Source organism: Aeromonas sp. FDAARGOS 1409 (assembly GCF_019048705.1).
Lineage (GTDB): Bacteria > Pseudomonadota > Gammaproteobacteria > Enterobacterales > Aeromonadaceae > Aeromonas > Aeromonas sanarellii.
Window position 1 is genome coordinate 3,426,932 of the sequence record NZ_CP077395.1, and the last position, 16,772, is coordinate 3,443,703.

The following is a 16,772-nucleotide window of genomic DNA, read 5'->3' on the forward strand; positions in this document are numbered from 1 at the left end:
CGACCAGTAAGGCAACGGGCGGCGTGGCCAGGGGAGCAAAACGGGATTAAATGCTGGCAGGCATGGCTATAACAGATTGATAAAAAACGAAAAGAGAACAGTTGTTTGCTACATGTGTGCGCCGAAACAGGGCCCTGGTATAAAAAAAGAGCGCCCTGGGGCGCTCTCTTTGATGGCGATGAAATCAGAACTTCATGTTGAACTGGGCGGAGGCCAGGAAGGCGTTGCCGTGGGAGGTGCCTTTCCAGCGCAGGGCGTCGCCGTGGCTGCGCAGGCCTTCGTTCACGTCCACTTCCTTGCCGTCCAGGTAGGCCATGCCGAAATCGACGCTCATGTCCTGATCGATGTGGTAGGTGGCACCGGCGCTGTACCAGACGCGGTCGGAGTCGGGGATGCTCAGGCTGCGGTATTCCGGCTCGATGGGGCTGTTGTCATAGGCGAAGCCGATGCGGGCTTCCCAGGACGGGTTGACGTACCAGGTGCCGCCCAAGGCGTAGCGGGCGGAATCCTTGAACTTCTCGTCCTTTTGCAGGCAGACACCGCCGGCACAGTTGCTGCTGGTGGCCTTGAGCTCCTGGAAGGCGCTCCAGTCGGTCCAGTTCACTGAGTAGTGCACCGCGAACTGCTGGTTCAGACGGTGGTAACCGGCGAATTCGGCCTGGGCCGGCAGATCCAGCTTCAGGTTGCCGTCGACGACGCGGTTGCCGGAGGTGGCGCCCTGGAAGTCGCCGTCAAAGCTCAAGTCCACCTGGGAGCGGTAGGTCAGGGCGAGGCGGTGGTTTTCGTTGATCTCGTACAGGGTGCCGACGTTCCAGCCAAAGCCCCAGGTGTCGCCCTTCAGGTGCGCCAGGCGGGTATCGGAGTTGGCACCCGGGATGGCGGCAGCCAGCGCACCGGCATAGCGGTTCAGCTCGGCCTGGGCATAGACGGCGTTGATACCGGCGCCGACGCTGAAGTTGGAGTTGATGCGATAGGCGATGTTGGGGTTGATGTTCAGGGTGACCAGCTCGGTGTCACCGGCACCGGCACCGGCCGCGAAGGTCTTGGAGTACTCGGTGGAGAGGCCGTAGTTGGAGAACAGGCCGATGCCCCAGGCCCACTGATCGTTCAGGGGCTGGATGAAGTAGCTGGCCGGCACGAAGGCATCGGGGGCGATGTCGCTCTCGCTGGACGGTGCCAGCTTGGTCGGACCGGCATAGATGTCGCCTGCCACGTCCACGTCGGGCTTGATATAGGTGCCGGAGACAGACAGAGCCATCTTGTCGAAGGTGGTCATGGCTGCCGGGTTGCGGGACAGCACGGCTGCATTGTCGGCGATGGCGGCTTCACCGGCATAGGCACGGCCCAGACCGGAGGCCGAGTGCTCGTTCAGCTGGAACGCGGCGGCGAAGGTCTGGGTGCTGGCCAGGGTCATGGCCGTAGCGATCAGGCTTTTCTTGAAAAAGGCAGTCGTCATAGTGTTCTCTCTTTGTAGCAGATTTTCTGTCGACATCGCGGCTCTTTGGCCGCTGTAGGCGACAAGATCTGTTGTTATGTCAGCTTCTTCCCATACATTTCTGGCGTGATTCTATGGATCTGGTAGGAGGTAAGAAATCAGACCAGTGACAGCAGAATACATAAAAGTTTCCATTGTGTTAATCATTTGTTTGAATTTGCCGTTTTATTGGTCTGTTTTATCCATTATTGGATAAATAAGAAACAAAGGGTTTCGTTCGTGTCATTCAAAATAAATGGCAAAAATGTGATGTCAGAGAGGCAAGAAGCGGGAACGTGCGGGGATTCTGAGATGAACAGGCAGACATTGAGGGTATCTGCCTGTGTTTTTGCGTGGCACCGGTTCCGGTCAGCCAGGGTTAAGATCTGTTAAATGGACCACTGCAGGTGGGACTCGATCTGCCGGGCAACGGGGGCGAGCGGCTCCTGCATGTCGCCGATCAGCACCATGTTGGCCCCCTTGAGCGGCAGTATCTCCCCCTTGAGCCGACCATCGGCAAAATCGGGCTGGATCGCCAGTGGCAGGTGCTTGGGCACCAGGAACAGGGTGACAGGCCCCATCTTGCCCTGGATCACCATGTGCAGGGCCGGCCCCTGATAAAAGGCACAGTGATTGATATAGGTCACCGTCATGCCCTGCATGTCCGTCAGGGTGGCGCCATATTTTTCCATCTTGGCGTTGATGGTCTGCAGGCTCACCTTCTCGTCCACATCGTGGATGAAGGGCTCCTCGCCGTAGACGTGAGCCATGGCGACCTGGGCCAGCGAGAAGGGTTCGGAGGCCGGGGGCCAGCTGATCCAGCGGGTGCTCAGGCCGAGCAGGAAGGCGACCGAGGCCGCGATGGCGACGGGGCGCCAGGTGCGGCGCGGGGCCGCAGGGGTGAGGGGGACCACGACCTCGTCGCTGGCCTCCACCGCCTGCCTGAGCAGGATCCGGTCGGCGAGCCCGGCCGGGACCTCCACCTCCAGGGTGCGGCGCAGCTGCCGGTCGAGCTGCTTCATCTCCTCCAGGTGCTTGCGATTGGCAGGGGAGGTCTCTGCGGCCTCCAGAAAGGCGGGATCCCTGTCCGAGGGATGGGTGATGGCCCGGCGGCGAAATTCAAGCTCATCCATTGGTGTGTCCTCTCTGTTGCTGCGCAGACTCCATGGCCTCTTTGATCTGGTTGCGGGCCCGAAACAGCCGCGTCATGACGGTGTTCTTGTTCAGGCCGAGTTGCTCGGCGATCTCCTCGCCACTGAATCCCCCAAGCATCTGCAGCAACAGGGGCTCCCGATACTCGGCGGGCAGGCGGGCGATGTGGCGCCTCAGCCACTCGTGCTCCATCTCCTGCTCGTTGTGCAGGGCGGCCTGATCGCGCTGGGGATGCTCGTCGAGATCGACGAGATCGAACTGCTTGCGCTCGAAACGACGGGCATTCTCCCGCCGCAAGATGGTGATGAGCCACGCCTTGGCGGCCTTGTCATCCTGCAGGGTGTCGATCCCCTTCCAGGCGCGCAGGAAGGTCTCCTGCACCAGATCCTCGGCGATTTGCGGATCCCGGCACAGCCAGTAGGCGTAGCGGTAGATGTCCCCGTGCAGGGCGTGCACCAGGGCCTCGTATTTGGTTTGTCTGTCTGCCATCTCCTGATAGACCGGGTTGGCCGAGGGATCCTTTCCCGTTCCCGCCTTCTTTTTTCTAAAAAAACCTAACGCCATGAAGGGATGTCCTTTTGCATGAGTGGCTCCCGGCAGGCGTCAGGAACGTCGCCAGGCCAGCTTGCCAAGAGCATAGGCTATCGCAAAGGTCTCCCGGGTGCACAGCTCCCGGGCCAGCGCCTGCCAGTGCAGCGTGTCGCCGACGGCCTGAGGCGGGCCGAAACAGGCCCGATCCAGCCCGTCAAGCAGGGGGCCCATGACGGGGGCCCGGTGACAGGGCAGGCTGGCCAGGTGCTGGCAGGGGGTACCCCAGCGCAGCGCCGCCCAGGCCAGCAGGGCCCGTCTGGCCGCGTCCGGCGCGCGGGCGGCGAGGGCGCGCTGCAGGCGATAGAAGGCGAGCCAGCGTGGCCAGCGCCGCCACCAGGCGCGCAGCAAGATCGCCATCACCACCCAGTAGAGGCTCTGCGTACCCGGCGGCGGGGCGGCGGCCTCGCCTGCGCCGGCCTCGAACACCAGGATCTGTGCGGGCAGTTGGGCCTCCTCGATGCGCCCGCTCCGGGTGTTGAACCAGCGCAGGGTCTGCGCCGGCAACGCATAGGAACCCGCCGCCCCTGCGGTCAGGGCCTGGCGCCACTGGCGCTCGAAGCGCAGCACCCCTTCGGCCACGAAGCGCTCCTGCTGCTGCTCGCCGTCCGGCTGCATGGAGAGGCCGGCGGGCAGAGGCGGTGCCGGGAGCGGGGACAGGCGGCTGCCGTCCCCTCCCTCCATCACCAGGGTGAGGGTGCGGATCACGGGCTCGCCGACCCGGGCCCGGGGCGGACTGAGCTGCTGGCGCAGTACCAGGCTGCTTGCCACCGGCTCCAGCGGCGCCTTGTCCACCTTGACGAAGAGGGTGGTCGCCCTGGCGGACAGCCGCTCCTCCGTCCCCGTCGGCGCGGCGGCGTCCGGCAGCCGTCCCTCCAGGCGGGGGGATTCGATGGCGTGCTGTCCGGGCTCCCTGGCCTGCAGCAGCCACTTGCGGGTCAGGCGCCCGGGCATGCCGGGGCTCGCGGGGGACTCCCAGCGATCGTCGCCGAGCCGGCGGATGGTGAAGGCGGGGGCAGTGGGCTCGCCGAGATGGGGGGCCTCCAGGTTGGCCGGCAGCCACAGGCTCAACTGATAGATGAAGGGCTGGCCCGGGTAGAGGGGGCCCTGGTGCAGCACCTGGGCCTGCAGCTCGACGGGGGAGACGAGCTGCGCGGGGAGGGGCACCAGGGTGCCGACTGCCCGGCGTGCCGTCAGGGGGCGCTGCGGGGTGAATTCGGTTCCGAGGGGCAGGGGGGGCACGAGGCGCGGGCTGGTGTCCAGCAGGTGCAGGGGGATCTGCCAGCGGGTCAGGCGGCGGGTCTGGGTATGGACGCGGCTGATGCTGACCCGGCCCACCGCAAACTGGCGCAGCAGGGGGCGCAGGTCGAGCTCGTCATCGCGCCGCTCCCCGTCGGCTTCGACGATGAGCAGCCAGTCGCTCTCCTTTGCCCCCGGCAGCAGCTCGACGCGAGGGGGCGCGGCCTGTGCCGGCAAGGCCAGCAGGAGGACAACCAGCAGCCAGCCGGTCCAGGCGTGGACAGATGAGAGGCATGAGCGAACGCAGGGGATCACCAGGGCTCCTCCACCTTGAGAAGGGGGCGGCGCTGGGCCTCCTTGCGCAGGCGCTGCTCCAGCAGCAGCACGGGGGGGGCAGGAGGGCGGGGGCTATCCGATGCGTTCGAAGGGTCGGGACGCTCGCCGGGATCGGCGGGCTGTGCCTGGGGGGCTGCCTGGGGCGCGCCGGCCCGCAGCAGGGCCAGGTTGTGCAGGGCATCCTGATGGCCGGGCTCCCGCTTGAGGGCGGCCAGATAGGCCTGCTCGGCCGCCGCGAGATCCCCGAGCCAGACCAGGGCATTGCCGCGGTTGTAATGGGCGGTGGCGCTGTCGGCGCGGCCATAGGCGGCCACGGCCCTGGCATGGTCGCCGGCCCTGTACCAGGCGTTGCCTTGCCAGACGGGATCCTGGAAGGTCCTGGCCGCTTCCTGATAGCGGCCCTGCTGGAAGGCGCGCCAGCCTTGCTGGTCCTGCCAGGAGCCAGCCGCCTGCAGGGGAGGCGGGCAGAGGCCGATGGCCATGAGCACGATCAGCCAGTGGGCGCCGATGCGCGCCAGCAGCGCCAGGGGCAGCAGGGGGATCAGCAGCCAGGGGCCGAGATCCCGGGACTGCACCTGGGTGAGGGTCTGGCTCATGGGCAGGGGGGCGAAGCGGGGCTGGCCTGCCTGCAGCCACTGCAGCGTCCCCCCAGTGCTGGCCGCGAGCCGCGCCATGGCCGCCGCGTCGGGGGCCGGCAGGGTGGGGCTTCCGAGCTGCCTGTGCTCGGCGGCGGGCAGCTGTGTCTCCTGGCCGCCGCTGGCCAGCAGAATGTCGAGGCGGGGGGGGGTTCCCTTGGGGCAGAAGAGGTCGTCCAGACAGGGCCAGAGGGCGGCGATGCGTTCGCGCTGCGTCTGCGACAGGCCGTCGGTGACGAGGAGCAGGCGGGCGGACTGGCCTGGGGGGATCTGTGCGAGGGCCAGGGCCACGGCCCGCTCGGGGGCGCTGCCCTGAATGGGCATGATGGCCGGGCGCAGGTCCGGCAGCAGCAGGGCGACGGCCTGATGATCCCGGGTCGGCGGCATGGCGAGGTAGGCATCCCCGGCAAACAGGATGAGGCCGAGGGGATGGGGTGCCTGCCGGGTGTCGGTGGCCGCCAGCATCTCCCGCAGTTGCAGCCGTACCCGGGTCGCCCTGTCCGGCGGCAGATCCTGCGCCTGCATGGAGTCGGAGAGATCCAGCAGCCAGAGATCCAGGGCCGGGCTCTGGATGGCGAGGCTCTGCTGGCGCAGGGCGGGGCCCGAGAGCGCCAGGATCACCGGCAGACAGGCGAGCCAGAGCCAGGGAATGGCCCGGCGCCGGGCCGGCAGCAGATAGGCCTGCATGGCGGGGGAGAGCAGCTCGGGTGAGCGACGGCGCCGCCACCCCTGCCAGAGCCAGGGGATCAGTGCCAGAAGCCAGAGCGGGCGCAGCAGGGTGAATTCCATCAGGGGGCCCTCCGGGGGGAATGATCACCCATGGGGCCACTCCCCTGTCGGACGCAGACGCCCCGGCCAGCGGGCGGGCCAAGCCAGCAGCAGCCAGGCCAGGGCCAGTGGCCAGGGGTAGAGCTCCTGGCGGGGTCGATAGAGGGTCTGGGGACGGGCGGCGGGCTCCAGGGCGTCGAGGGCCTGGTTGATGGCGGTCAGCTCCCCCTGGTTGCGGGCGCGAAAATAGCGGCCCTGCCCCAGCCGGGCCAGCTGCTGCAGCAGGGCTTCATCCAGCTCGGCGCTGGGATCGGCGTCCCCTGCTGGAGCGGCAAAGGTGTCGGGATCGGCGCCCACCCCCAGGGTATAGAGGCGGATGCCGGCGGCCGCGGCCAGTCTGGCCTCGGTCAGGGGATCCGCGTTGCCCGAGGTGTTGCGCCCGTCAGTCACCAGCAGCAGGGCGGTGGGGCGTGTGGGGTCGGCGTGCTGGCGGGCCAGCAGCAGGGCTTCGCCGAGGGCCGTGGTGCGCCCTGCCAGATCGAAGTCGAGCTCGCGGGTGAGGGCGAGCAGGGCCCCGGTCTCCTGGGTCAGGGGGGAGAGCAGATAGGCGTGATCGGCGAAGACGATGAGGGCGATGCGATCGCCAGGCCGCGCGGCGATGAGCCCGTCGATCTGCTGGCGCACCGCGGCCAGCCTGTCTTTCTGCTCCCCCTCGTCCAGCATGTCCTGGGTGCGCATGCTGTCGGAGAGATCCACCGCCAGGATGAGATCCCGGCTGCTATGGTAGTGGATGACGGGGGCCTCCTGCCACTGGGGGCGGCACAGGGCCAGCACCAGGGCGCACCAGCAGAGCGCCATGCGCCAGAACGGCTGCCCCGCCTGGGGCTGGAGCAGGGGAAAACCGATATGGGAGAGCCTGGCGCGGCCTCCCCCTGCCAGGGGCGGCAGGCCGAAGCGCACCAGCAGCGGCAGGACCAGGGCGAGGGCGAACCAGGGCCAGGCGAGGATCATGGCACCCTCCGGGCGCGTCCTGCGTCCCGTCTCAGTGACGGCAGCCCCGGCCTGCTGACGCAGCGGCGCCCCCAGCTGAGGTAAGCGCGGCGCAGCCTTGCCCGTTGTCCCTCGTTGGGCCTCTGTGAGCCATAGAGCCAGCGGGGCCACTGGGAGGCAAACTGGCCAAAATCGCCGCCGCCCTTCTCGTCGAGCCAGGCGAGCCAGTCCTCTCCCTGCAGGGAGGCCGCCTCGGGCCAGCGGGCCATGGCCGCCTCCCGCAGCGTCTCGTGCAGCCTTGGCACGAGATCGTCGGCCTGCCACTCGATCTGGCGCGCCCAGCGGCGCTGGCGCCACAGGGTGAGCACCGTGGCCCAGATCAGCCAGGCGGCGATGGCCGCGATCAGCAGCCACCCCAGGGCAGGCAGGCGGGGATCGAGCTCGGTCTCGAGGGACGGCCCCGGATGGATGTCGCGAAGCTGGGCCTGGATCCCCTGCAAGGGGGTCGACGGGGAAGTCGGCCCGCTCCCGGGGGCGGCGTTCAGAACAGACGGCATCCACCCTCCTGCCACTGGCGTTGCAGCGATGCGCCGTTGTCGAGGCGGTAGAGGCGTGTCACCAGGGGCAGCAGTTGCTGCTGGCTGGCCGCCGCCTGCTCCCTGGCCGCTGCCTGATAGCGTGCGCGAAAGCGGGGTTGCCCCCCATCGAGCCAGCCGCTGCGCCTGCCCGATTGCACCGCCAGTTGCCCCTGATCGGGCAGGGCCGCCTCCAGGGGGTCCCGGATCTGCCAGTAGTGGATGTCGTGGCGCAGGCGAAGGCGCTGCAACTGCTGGCACAGCGTCTTGTCCGGCGCCTGGTGGTGGCTTATCAGGGTCAGCCTGGCGCCATGGGGCAGGGTGAGCCGCGCCAGGGTCTGGGCCAGGAGTTGGGGCTGGGGGGCGCGATCCAGCCCCGCCTCGTAGTGGTGGCAGAGCGCCTCCAGCAAGGGGATGAGGGGGCCGCGCTGGTGCAGGGGACGGGTGTCCATGCCGTGACAGATCAGGGTGTTGGCCTGCTTCTCCCCCTGCCAGAGCAGGGCGGCCGCGAGCTCGCAGCCGAGGCGGGCCTTGAGCTGGGCGCGGGAACCGAAGTACATGGCCGGGGAGAGATCCAGCAGCAACCAGTGGGCCTGCTCCTGCTCCTCCCCGTAGAGGCGGGTGTGGGGGCGGCCGAGGCGGGCGGTGACCCGCCAGTCGATGTGGCGCACCTCGTCTCCGGCCTGATAGAGGCGCAGCTCGCGAAAGCTCAGGCCAGGTTGGCGCCTGACGCGTCCCTGGCGCGCCTGGTGAATGCGGGCCCGCTCGCCCTGCCGCGCCCAGAGCCGCACCGCCAGCAGGCGGTCGAGGGTGAGGGCGATGTCGGGGTGATCCCGGGGCTCGGCGGCACGGGTCATGACTGCCGGGGCCTCGGGGGCGAGGAGACCATGGGCTGACGAAGGCTCAGGGGCATGGAACGGCATCCAGCAGCAGGGCGATCAGCGCCTCGTTGTCCAGGTTGTCCGCCAGGGCCTGGTAGCTGGGGATGAGGCGGTGGCGCAGCACGGCGGGGGCCAGCAGCTGGATGTCCTCGGGCAGCACGAAGTCACGCCCCGCAAGCCAGGCGCGGGCACGGGCGGCGCGGGCCAATCCGATGCTGGCCCTGGGGCTGGCTCCCACAGCGACAAGGGGTTCGAGCTCGGGGCACAGGCCGCAGCCTGGGCGGGTGGCGCAGACCAGCTGCACCAGGTAGTGCTCGAGGCGCCCCTGCATCTGCACGGCCTGCACCGCGGTGCGGGCCGAGAGCAGATCGGCCTGGCTCAGGGTCAATGGCGGTGGCGGCAGGGCGTCGCCCCGGGCGTTGAGCTGGAGGATGGCGAGCTCCATGGCGGGGCTGGGGTAGTCCACCAGCAGCTTGAGCAGGAAGCGGTCGAGCTGGGCCTCCGGCAGGGGGTAGGTGCCCTCTTGTTCTATGGGGTTCTGGGTGGCGGCCACCATAAAGAGCGGCGGCAGGCGCCAGCTCTTCTTGCCCACGGTGATCTGGTGCTCGGCCATGGCCTCCAGCAGGGCGGACTGCACCTTGGCCGGGGCCCGGTTGATCTCGTCCGCCAGCACCAGGTGGTTGAAGAGGGGGCCGGGTTGAAACACGAAGCTGGCATCCTGGGGATGGAACACCTCGCTGCCGGTGAGATCGGCAGGGAGCAGATCCGGGGTGAACTGGATGCGGGAGAAGCGACCCTCCACCGCCCCGGCCAGCGCCTTGACGGCCCGGGTCTTGGCGAGGCCAGGCGCCCCCTCGATCAGCACATGTCCTTCACATAACAGGGCGATCAAGAGCCCCTCGATGAGGGGCCCCTGTCCCAGGATCTGGCTGCCCAGATAGTCTCCAAGTGCTCTGAACTCGGCCGCTGCCATGCGATAAACCCGTTGTTTTTATGGAAGTTGATCTTTTTATACCCCAGTTGGCCCGCAAGGGCGAGGGAGGGTGGCAAGATGGGGACAATTTAGTTTCAATCAGCTGTATGAAAGTTGTGAGCGGATTGTTAAGATGTGGCGCAATGAGGTCTGACCTCTGCCTTTTCAACCCAAGGAGCCAGGATGAAACAGCCATTGAAACTGACGACTCGCCAGGGCGAACGGATAGCCGTCGTGGCGGGTCTGCGCACCCCCTTTGCCAAGCAGGCCACCGCTTTTCACGGCGTGCCTGCGGTGGATCTCGGCAAACTGGTGGTGAGCGAGATGCTCGCTCGCACCGATCTCGATCCCATGCTCATCGACCAACTGGTGTTCGGCCAGGTGGTGCAGATGCCGGAAGCGCCGAACATCGCCCGTGAGATCGTGCTCGGCACCGGCATGAGCGTCAGCACCGATGCCTATAGCGTGTCGCGTGCCTGTGCCACCAGCTTCCAGGCGGTGGCCAACGTCACCGAGTCCATCATGGCCGGCACGGTGGACATCGCCATCGCCGGCGGCGCCGACTCCTCTTCCGTACTGCCCATCGGGGTCAGCAAGTCTTTGGCCCGCGCCCTGGTGGATCTCAACAAGGCGCGCAACCTTCAGCAGCGTTTCAATATTCTGCGCCGCCTGCGTCTGAAGGACCTGCTGCCGGTGCCCCCTGCCGTGGCCGAGTACTCCACCGGTCTCTCCATGGGGCAGACCGCCGAGCAGATGGCCAAGACCCATCAGATCAGCCGCGAGGCGCAAGATGCGCTGGCCCACCGCTCCCACACCCTGGCGGCAGAAGCCTGGGCGCAGGGTAAATTGAGTGGCGAGGTGTTCACCGCCCACGTGCCCCCCTACAAGTCGCCGCTGGAGCGGGACAACAACATCCGCGAAGGCTCGGATCTGGCGAGCTACGCCAAGCTCAAGCCGGTGTTTGACCGGGCTCACGGCTCGGTGACCGCCGCCAACGCCACTCCGCTCACCGACGGCGCCGCCGCCGTGCTGATGATGCGTGAAGGGCGTGCCCGCGAGCTCGGTCTGGAGCCGCTGGGCTACATTCGCAGCTTCGCGTTCTCCGCCATCGACGTGTGGCAGGACATGCTGATGGGCCCCTCCTACGCCACGCCGCTGGCGCTGGACCGCGCGGGCATCACCTTGGCTGATCTCACCCTCATCGACATGCACGAAGCCTTCGCCGCCCAGACCCTGGCGAACCTCAAGATGTTTGCCAGTGCCGAATTTGCCCGTGACAAGCTGGGCCGGGATCAGGCCATCGGCGAGGTGGACATGGACAAATTCAACGTGCTCGGCGGCTCCCTGGCCTTTGGTCACCCCTTTGCCGCCACCGGGGCGCGCATGATCACCCAGACCCTGCACGAGCTGCGGCGTCGGGGCGGGGGACTGGGGCTCAATACCGCCTGTGCGGCGGGCGGGCTGGGTGTGGCCATGGTGCTGGAGGTGGAATGATGAGCGAGAAGACTTTTTCCCTGGAAATTCGCAAAGACGGCATCGGCATCCTGACCATGGATGTGCCCGGTGAGAGCATGAACACCCTGAAGGCCTCCTTTGCAGACGAGATCCGCACTCTGCTGGCCGAGGTGCGGGGGAACGGGGATCTGATCGGCCTGGTGATCGTCTCCGGCAAGAAGGACTCCTTCATCGCGGGGGCCGACATCGCCATGCTGGCGGCCTGCACCAGCGCCCAGGACGCCGAGGCGCTGTCGAAAGCCGGGCAGGAAGTGTTCGCCGAGATCGAATCCCTGGGCATACCGGTGATCGCCGCCATCCACGGCCCCTGCCTCGGCGGCGGGCTGGAGCTGGCGCTCGCCTGCCATGGCCGGGTGGTGACCGATCACGCTAAAACCGTGCTGGGGCTGCCGGAAGTGCAGCTCGGCCTGCTGCCGGGCTCCGGCGGCACCCAGCGTCTGCCGCGCCTCATCGGGGTGGCCAAGGCGCTGGATCTGATGCTGACCGGCAAGCAGGTGCGGGCCAAGCAGGCCAAGAAACTCGGGCTGGTGGATGACATGGTGCCCACCTCCATTTTGCTGGAAGCCGCCATCAAGCTCGCCAAGAAGGGCAAGCCGCGCCACCGCCTGAAGCGGGATCTGCAGGGCAAGGTGCTGGAGACCAACGCGCTTGGGCGCAAGGTGCTGTTCGATCAGGCCCGCAAGGGGGTGAAGGCGAAGACCCGGGGCAACTACCCGGCGCCGGAGCGCATCATCGAGGTGGTGCGCATCGGCGTGGAGGAGGGGATGCAGGCCGGTCTGCTGGCCGAGGCCCGCCACTTCGGCGAGCTGGTGATGACGCCGGAATCCGCCGCCCTGCGCTCTATTTTCTTCGCCACCACAGAGATGAAGAAAGAGGTGAGCTATCAGGGGGCCGAGCCCCGCAAGGTGGCCCATGCGGCCGTGCTGGGGGGCGGCCTGATGGGGGGCGGCATCGCCTTCGTCACCGCCACCAAGGCGAGAGTGCCGGTGCGGATCAAGGATGTGGCGAGCGCCGGCATCGGCAACGCCATGCGCTACAGCTACGACATCCTGGCCAGGAAGCTCAAGCGTCGCCAACTGCTGCGCAGCGAACTGGAGAAACAGATGAGCCTGCTCACCGGCACCCTGGACTACTCCGGCTTCCACCGGGTCGACATGGTGGTGGAGGCGGTGTTCGAGGATATCGATCTCAAGCACCGGATGGTGCAGGACGTGGAGCGCGAGTGCGCTGAGCACACGGTGTTTGCCTCCAACACCTCCTCCCTGCCCATCCACCAGATCGCCTCGGCGGCGACGCATCCGGAGCGGGTGGTGGGGCTGCACTACTTCAGCCCGGTGGACAAGATGCCGCTCGCCGAGATCATTCCCCACGCGGGCACCAGTGCCGAGACGGTGGCCACCACCCTGGCGTTCGCCCGGGCCCAAGGCAAGACCCCCATCGTCGTGAAGGACGAGGCGGGTTTCTACGTCAACCGCATCCTGGCCCCCTACATGAACGAGGCGGCCCGCCTGGTGCTGGAAGGGGAGCCGGTGGAGGTGCTGGACGGCGCCCTGCTCGACTTCGGCTTCCCGGTGGGCCCCATCACCCTGCTGGACGAGGTGGGGATCGACGTGGGGGCCAAGATCTCCCCCATCCTCGAAAAGGAGCTGGGTGGCGAGCAGTTCCAGGCCCCCAAGGCGTTTGACAAGCTGCTGGAAGACGATCGCAAGGGGCGCAAGAACGGCAAGGGCTTCTACCTCTATGGCAAGGCGGCGCCGCGCAACCGGCTCACCGGCAAGGAGGGCAAGAAGACGGTGGACGCGAGCGTCTACGACGTGCTCGGCGTCAAGCCCCAGGCCAGACTGGCCAGGCAGGAGATCGCCGAGCGCTGCGTGCTGCTGATGCTCAACGAGGCGGCCATGGCGCTCGACAGCGGCGTGGTGGCCTCGGCCCGGGACGGCGACATCGGCGCCATCTTCGGCATCGGCTTCCCGCCGTTCCTGGGCGGCCCCTTCCGCTACATGGACAGCCTCGGCATCGACTATCTGGTGGGGCGCCTCGAGCACCATCAGAAGCGCTTCGGCGACCGCTTTGCCCCCTGTGCGCGGCTCAAGGCGATGGCGGCGGAGCAGCAGCGCTTCTACGGCTGAGGCGTCTGCGTGACAAACAGGCGGGGCGGCCCTGGGTCGCCCCGCCTTTTTTGTCCAAGCCAGGGGCCCCGGGGAGCGGAAAACGGGGTGACAAGGGGCTAAATTATTGATCTGGCGCAAACTGGTGCCCCATTTATTACTTTGGTGGCATAGGACTCAGGCGCGGGTTGAGGTCAAATAGCCTTATCAGGAGCGGGGACTACCCCGTCGCGAAAGGGACACCCATTTCACTGGATGAAGGACACACTATGAGTCTGCTCGAACAAACCATCTGGAACATATTGGGATACGGGGCCATGCCCTTTATCTTTCTGAGTGGCTTCGTGGCCGTGGCAGTCACCTGCTGCCTGCTGCTCAATGCCTTCGGGGTCAAGTCCGCCGAGAAGTGAGTCACTCTCGTTCATGCCGCCAAATGCCAGTCCTCGGACTGGCATTTGTTTTTTGTGTCTCCTGAAGCACTTATCCCGACCCTGATAGGGTAAAGGGAGCTCAAGACGGTCGAACCCGGCGGCCATTTTGATTACACTGATGCCCGGCATGTCCGCCCCTTTCTCTTTTATCAGGTGTTCACGACTTCTATGGCGCTCAAGGCAACCATCTTCAAGGCCCAGATCAGCTTGTCTGACATGGATCGCAATCTCTATCAGGACTTCTCCCTCACCCTGGCCCGTCACCCCTCCGAGACCGACGAGCGCATGATGATCCGTCTTGCGGCCTTCGCCTGGCATGCCGCCGAGCGGCTGGAGTTCACCAAGGGGCTCTCTGCCGACGACGAACCCGAGCTCTGGCGCAAGAACTACTCCGACGAGATTGAACTCTGGATTGAGCTGGGCCAGCCGGACGAGAAGCGCCTCAAGAAGGCGTGCAACCGCTCCCGCCAGGTGGTGCTCTACCTCTACGGCGGCCGTGGCACCAGCGTCTGGTGGAAGCAGAACCAGGGCAAGCTCGGTCTGCACGACAACCTGAGCGTCATCGAGCTCTCCGACAGCCAGACCCTGCCGCTGGCGGCCATGGTGGAGCGCACCATGCAGCTCACCTGCACCATCTCCGACGGCCAGCTCTGGGTCAGCAACGGCAGCCAGGAGGTCACCCTGGATCCCGTGGTGCTGATGGGACGTCCGGCCCGCGAACTCTGATCGGGAGCCCCCATGTTCAGCGCCCTGCTCAATATCGTCATCCCGGTGTTTGCGGTGGCGGGCCTTGGCGCCCTCTATGGGCGGCTGCGACCGGGTGGCGACCTGAGTTACATCAACCGGGCCAATATCGAGCTCTTTACCCCGGCGCTGGTCTTCTCGGCCCTGGTGAAATACCCGCTGGATCTGGCGGCGCACCTGCCGCTTGTCGCGGCCGGCGCCCTGGTGATTTTGCTCCCCGGCCTGCTGCTCGCCCTGCTGAGGCCCAAGGAGATAGCACGGGCGGCCCTGATCCTGCCCGCCATGTTTCGCAACACGGGCAATCTCGGCATTCCGCTGATGGTGCTCGCCTTTGGCGAGCAGCAGCTCGGCGCCATCGTCATCCTGTTCGTGCTCTCCAACCTGCTCCACTTCACGGTGGGCATGTTTATCCTCTCGGCCAGCAGCTCCCGCTGGGGTTGGCTGAAAAGCCCGGTGCTCTGGGCCGCCTTCGCCGGCCTGCTGGTGGCCAACCTGCATATCCCGCTGCCGGAATACCTGGTGACCTGCACCGCCCTGCTCGGCCAGATAGCGGTGCCCCTGATGCTGTTTGCCTTGGGGGTGAGACTGATGGAAGGGGAGCTGGGTCATCTGGGGCTGGCCCTCAAGTGCAACCTGCTCTATCTGCTGGCGGGGGGACTCTCCCTTGGGCTCGCCGTCTGGCTGCTGCCCCTGGAGCCTGCCTGGATCCCGCTGCTGACACTCTCGGTGGCACTGCCCCCGGCGGTATTGAATTACATCCTGTGCGAGCAGTACCAGTGCCAGCCCGACAAGGTGGCCAGCATAGTGCTCGGCGGCAATGCGCTCTCTGTGGTGGTGATCCCGCTGGCGGTCTGGTTGGCGCTGCATCTGGGGAGTTGACCCGGTCTTATTTTCACCTGCAAGGACGCCTGATGGCGTCCTTTTTATCGCTATCGTGCATGTCCGATGTTGCTTTGCTCATCGAGCACAGCCGAGCTTGCTCGCTTATCTGGCAAGGTCTTGAAACAGGTTCTGGTTAGCCGGATAAGGCAGAGAGTGGAAGGGGGAGGAAAGGGAATAAAACCGGGCGGCCTTGGCCGCCCTGTTTATTGATGGGTGGCCGGCTGAACCTGGCCATCCTTGCGCAACTGGGTATAGAGGCCAACCCCAGCCAGCAGGCCGGCGAGGGCCAGCAGCCACCAGATGGCGTTGGCGGGGCGGCTGCCCGCATCCCCCAGCATAAAGCCGATGAGCAGGTTGCCAAAGAGCGCCATGCAGCCCCCGGCGCTGGCATAGAAGCCGTAGTAGCTGCCGAGCTGCTCAGGGGGGGCGTAGCGGGGCAGTTGGGCGGCGAAGAGCGGGAAGCAGAGGATGGAGCCCAAGGAAAGCAGGGCCACCTGCGTCAACACGCCTGCCGTCGGCCAGGGTGCCAGCAGGGGCAGGGCCAGGTAGCTCAGGCCCATCATGCCTATCCCCAGCCCCATGGCGAGCGGCACTCCCAGGCGGCGCTCCACCAGGCGGGAGGCGGGGAGCTGGAGCACGACACCGATCACCGCCGAGAGGGTGAAGACGCCGCCGAGCAGCTGGGTGGCGTCCGGCAGGCTCTGGATATGGGCGGGGAGGGCGAGATAGAGCTGGTGGAACAGGATCTGGTAGCTGCCTGCCAGCAGGGTGAACCCCATAAAGGGGCGCTGGCGCACTATCTCCCCCCATTGGCGCAAGATGGCGCCACGGGGGCTCTGGCTGCTTACCGGGCGTTTGGGCAGCACCCGGTATTGCAGCACCCCGAGCAGGGCGAAGAGGCTCGCCGCCAGGATCCCCGTCAGGGTATAGCTCTGCTGGGTCAAGGTGAGGCCGACCAGGGGGCCGAGCAGCATGCCCGCCTCGCTGGCCAGATTGTGCAGGGCGAAGGCGCGCTGACGCTGGCTCGGGTTGTGGCATTCGCTGGCAAGGTAGGCCTGGGCGCAGGGGGTGAACAGGGCCCCCGCAAAGCCGGTGAGGGCGGCGGCCAGCAGCAGTATGGGCAGGGACTCGGCCCAGCCCAGCAGCACGAAGCCTATGGAGCGCACCAGGCAGCCCCAGACGATGGCGGGGTGATAGCCGATGCGATCCCCAAGGGTGCCGCCCAACAGGAACAGCCCCTGCTGGCTGAAGACCCGCATCCCCATGACCAGGCCACAGGCCCAGCCGGCCAGGCCCAGGCCGCTGCCCATGTGCTGGGCGAGGAAGGGCATCATCATGTAGAAGCCGAGGTTGAAGGCGAGCCCGTTGGTGATGAGCAGGCGGGCGGCCGGGCTCATACCCTGCCAGTCCCGCCAGTAGGAGGCGCCGTTCATGGTCGCCTCCCGCCACCGTGTCGGGAGGAGGTCGCCGGGGTCATGCAG

The 16,772-nt window shown here is 66.8% G+C and carries 15 protein-coding genes; 5 read left to right on the plus strand and 10 right to left on the minus strand.

Going from position 1 to position 16,772, the window contains the following annotated elements:
- Nucleotides 1-184: 184 nt before the first annotated feature.
- The 9 genes from I6L39_RS16120 to I6L39_RS16160 form a co-directional block, all read right to left on the minus strand.
- The gene (locus I6L39_RS16120; RefSeq protein WP_216990213.1) at nt 185-1,456 is read right to left on the minus strand and encodes an outer membrane protein transport protein; all 1,272 of its coding nucleotides are present in this window, start codon (nt 1,454-1,456) and stop codon (nt 185-187) included.
- 407 nt (nt 1,457-1,863) lie between these two features.
- On the minus strand, nt 1,864-2,607 hold the full coding sequence (locus I6L39_RS16125; protein WP_216990214.1) for a DUF3379 domain-containing protein: 744 nt from the start codon (nt 2,605-2,607) through the stop codon (nt 1,864-1,866).
- Nucleotides 2,600-3,190 (minus strand): sigma-70 family RNA polymerase sigma factor, encoded by a 591-nt coding sequence (locus I6L39_RS16130; protein WP_084202601.1) that lies wholly within the window; start codon nt 3,188-3,190, stop codon nt 2,600-2,602. The genes I6L39_RS16125 and I6L39_RS16130 overlap by 8 nt, the downstream gene beginning before the upstream one ends.
- A gap of 39 nt (nt 3,191-3,229) precedes the next feature.
- Nucleotides 3,230-4,768: a BatD family protein gene (locus I6L39_RS16135; protein WP_216990215.1), complete on the minus strand. Its 1,539-nt coding sequence runs from the start codon at nt 4,766-4,768 to the stop codon at nt 3,230-3,232.
- The gene (locus tag I6L39_RS16140) at nt 4,765-6,213 is read right to left on the minus strand and encodes a tetratricopeptide repeat protein (protein WP_216990216.1); all 1,449 of its coding nucleotides are present in this window, start codon (nt 6,211-6,213) and stop codon (nt 4,765-4,767) included. The genes I6L39_RS16135 and I6L39_RS16140 overlap by 4 nt, the downstream gene beginning before the upstream one ends.
- A 24-nt stretch (nt 6,214-6,237) precedes the next feature.
- A complete protein-coding gene (locus tag I6L39_RS16145; protein WP_216990217.1) occupies nt 6,238-7,203 on the minus strand; it encodes a VWA domain-containing protein in 966 nt (321 codons plus the stop codon).
- Nucleotides 7,200-7,739 (minus strand): DUF4381 domain-containing protein, encoded by a 540-nt coding sequence (locus I6L39_RS16150; protein WP_216990218.1) that lies wholly within the window; start codon nt 7,737-7,739, stop codon nt 7,200-7,202. The genes I6L39_RS16145 and I6L39_RS16150 overlap by 4 nt, the downstream gene beginning before the upstream one ends.
- Nucleotides 7,724-8,614, minus strand: a complete 891-nt coding sequence (locus I6L39_RS16155; protein ID WP_216990219.1) for a DUF58 domain-containing protein — start codon at nt 8,612-8,614, stop codon at nt 7,724-7,726. The genes I6L39_RS16150 and I6L39_RS16155 overlap by 16 nt, the downstream gene beginning before the upstream one ends.
- A 46-nt stretch (nt 8,615-8,660) precedes the next feature.
- Entirely contained in the window at nt 8,661-9,611 is a 951-nt protein-coding gene (locus I6L39_RS16160; RefSeq protein ID WP_216990220.1) for a MoxR family ATPase, read from the minus strand.
- Between the two features lie 183 nt (nt 9,612-9,794).
- Here I6L39_RS16160 and fadI point away from each other — a divergent pair, with 183 nt between their 5' ends.
- From fadI to I6L39_RS16185, 5 genes are all read left to right on the plus strand, one after another.
- Nucleotides 9,795-11,105 carry an acetyl-CoA C-acyltransferase FadI gene (fadI, locus tag I6L39_RS16165; protein WP_216990221.1) on the plus strand — a complete coding sequence of 437 codons (1,311 nt, stop codon included), beginning with the start codon at nt 9,795-9,797 and terminating at the stop codon, nt 11,103-11,105.
- Nucleotides 11,105-13,255, plus strand: a complete 2,151-nt coding sequence (gene fadJ, locus I6L39_RS16170; RefSeq protein WP_216990222.1) for a fatty acid oxidation complex subunit alpha FadJ — start codon at nt 11,105-11,107, stop codon at nt 13,253-13,255. The genes fadI and fadJ overlap by 1 nt, the downstream gene beginning before the upstream one ends.
- Nucleotides 13,256-13,503: 248 nt before the next feature.
- Entirely contained in the window at nt 13,504-13,644 is a 141-nt protein-coding gene (locus I6L39_RS16175; protein ID WP_005325161.1) for a TIGR02808 family protein, read from the plus strand.
- A gap of 189 nt (nt 13,645-13,833) precedes the next feature.
- Nucleotides 13,834-14,391: a YaeQ family protein gene (locus I6L39_RS16180; protein ID WP_052815038.1), complete on the plus strand. Its 558-nt coding sequence runs from the start codon at nt 13,834-13,836 to the stop codon at nt 14,389-14,391.
- 12 nt (nt 14,392-14,403) lie between these two features.
- On the plus strand, nt 14,404-15,288 hold the full coding sequence (locus I6L39_RS16185) for an AEC family transporter (RefSeq protein WP_216990223.1): 885 nt from the start codon (nt 14,404-14,406) through the stop codon (nt 15,286-15,288).
- Between the two features lie 206 nt (nt 15,289-15,494).
- Here I6L39_RS16185 and I6L39_RS16190 read toward each other — a convergent pair whose 3' ends face one another.
- The gene (locus I6L39_RS16190) at nt 15,495-16,724 is read right to left on the minus strand and encodes an MFS transporter (RefSeq protein ID WP_216990224.1); all 1,230 of its coding nucleotides are present in this window, start codon (nt 16,722-16,724) and stop codon (nt 15,495-15,497) included.
- Nucleotides 16,725-16,772 lie beyond the last annotated feature (48 nt).

Coding starts and splice junctions, on each gene's coding strand:
- I6L39_RS16120 (WP_216990213.1), bottom strand. CDS start 1,456: ATGACGACTGCCTTTTTCAAGAAAAGCCTGATCGCTACGGCCATGACC.
- I6L39_RS16125 (WP_216990214.1), bottom strand. CDS start 2,607: ATGGATGAGCTTGAATTTCGCCGCCGGGCCATCACCCATCCCTCGGAC.
- I6L39_RS16130 (WP_084202601.1), bottom strand. CDS start 3,190: ATGGCGTTAGGTTTTTTTAGAAAAAAGAAGGCGGGAACGGGAAAGGAT.
- I6L39_RS16140 (WP_216990216.1), bottom strand. CDS start 6,213: ATGGAATTCACCCTGCTGCGCCCGCTCTGGCTTCTGGCACTGATCCCC.
- I6L39_RS16145 (WP_216990217.1), bottom strand. CDS start 7,203: ATGATCCTCGCCTGGCCCTGGTTCGCCCTCGCCCTGGTCCTGCCGCTG.
- I6L39_RS16150 (WP_216990218.1), bottom strand. CDS start 7,739: ATGCCGTCTGTTCTGAACGCCGCCCCCGGGAGCGGGCCGACTTCCCCG.
- I6L39_RS16155 (WP_216990219.1), bottom strand. CDS start 8,614: ATGACCCGTGCCGCCGAGCCCCGGGATCACCCCGACATCGCCCTCACC.
- I6L39_RS16160 (WP_216990220.1), bottom strand. CDS start 9,611: ATGGCAGCGGCCGAGTTCAGAGCACTTGGAGACTATCTGGGCAGCCAG.
- fadI (WP_216990221.1), top strand. CDS start 9,795: ATGAAACAGCCATTGAAACTGACGACTCGCCAGGGCGAACGGATAGCC.
- fadJ (WP_216990222.1), top strand. CDS start 11,105: ATGAGCGAGAAGACTTTTTCCCTGGAAATTCGCAAAGACGGCATCGGC.
- I6L39_RS16175 (WP_005325161.1), top strand. CDS start 13,504: ATGAGTCTGCTCGAACAAACCATCTGGAACATATTGGGATACGGGGCC.
- I6L39_RS16180 (WP_052815038.1), top strand. CDS start 13,834: ATGGCGCTCAAGGCAACCATCTTCAAGGCCCAGATCAGCTTGTCTGAC.
- I6L39_RS16185 (WP_216990223.1), top strand. CDS start 14,404: ATGTTCAGCGCCCTGCTCAATATCGTCATCCCGGTGTTTGCGGTGGCG.
- I6L39_RS16190 (WP_216990224.1), bottom strand. CDS start 16,724: ATGAACGGCGCCTCCTACTGGCGGGACTGGCAGGGTATGAGCCCGGCC.